At 57.7% G+C, this 1,127-nt stretch carries 1 protein-coding gene; it reads right to left on the bottom strand.

The window, feature by feature from the left end; translation table 11 throughout:
* On the bottom strand, window positions 1-337 hold a 337-nt coding region (locus tag EN925_RS36845; protein ID WP_164894710.1), incomplete at its 3' end, for a DUF4142 domain-containing protein.
* Window positions 338-1,127 lie beyond the last annotated feature (790 nt).

Below are 1,127 nucleotides of genomic sequence, written 5' to 3'. Positions count from 1 at the left end.
AGGTTGCATCGACTGGCGCCGCGGCTGACTGCAACTTGTCGACGTCGCTCTTGTGGGCAGAGTCGAGGTCGGCGGGCACCTGCAATTTTTGTTCGCCGGCAATACTCTCGAGTTTGGCGTTCGCAGCACCGTGGTCGGAGATCATCTTCTGAGCGAAATCCTTAAGGGTCGGATCCTGGAGCTTGCTTTGAGCGACCTTGCTGGACTGCACTTCGAACATCCCGCCGATCGCGGCCTTCGTGACGAAGTCCTGGGCCGTCTCTGCTGACAAGGCAGGCAGTACAGCGGTCATTGCGGTCGCGATCGACAGCGATGCCATGCGTAGTTTGGTTCTCATGCTTAGGTTCCTTGGTTGAGGAGGACGATGAACTCCAATCTCCCGGCGCCATCTTTGTTCCGAGCCTTGGTAAATGTCGGATATTTTCGGGGCGCCATTCCCGCCGTCACGAGCTGGGCGGAGTGACACCGATCCCAGATTGTCCAGGAACCCCAGACCGATCGAAGAGTTGCCATTGCTCGCAGAGGGGACCTGATGGCGGGAAAATCCAACGGTGAGTTCGGTTTGCTTGCCGGCAAAGAGCCTGAAGCAGACGGGACGGCCGACCAGAAGATCACCACACGACGGAAAGACGTCGGTAGCGCCACAGATTGCGCTTACCCAGGCATCCCGGCGGCGTCAGCCGGTCGACATGCGTGACCTTCGCCAAGTAAATTGCCGGGCAAGGCTCGTTTCTGAGGGTTAGCTTATGAAAGCCCGCCGCCCCATTTGCGAAGCGGCGGGCTTCATCCGCCCCAACTTGTCAAAGCTGATGCCAAACCTTTTTGGCTCTTTATAGGACAATGGCCCCTCCGACAGCGATCAAACAGACATCCGAAATGCCAGCAGCAGGGCGCATAAGGACGAGACGAGGGCAGCGGTGGCAAAAAACACGCCCTGCCAATCTGGCGGTGGCTCGGATATCAACTTGTCGGGGGGCGGCTGATTGTCATTCATGAAAGCAATTTGCGACGCCAAGTGTAGTTCCCCCTGATCCTTCAGGTTGTCGGCGGAAATGCTCGTCGCCTACCGCAGAACAACAAAACTCAAAATCGCCAATACGACGACCACCGCACCAACGAGCCACATG

The organism is Mesorhizobium sp. M7A.F.Ca.US.006.04.2.1 (assembly GCF_004022915.1).
GTDB lineage: Bacteria > Pseudomonadota > Alphaproteobacteria > Rhizobiales > Rhizobiaceae > Mesorhizobium > Mesorhizobium ciceri.
This window is presented reverse-complemented; position numbering and strand designations above follow the sequence as displayed.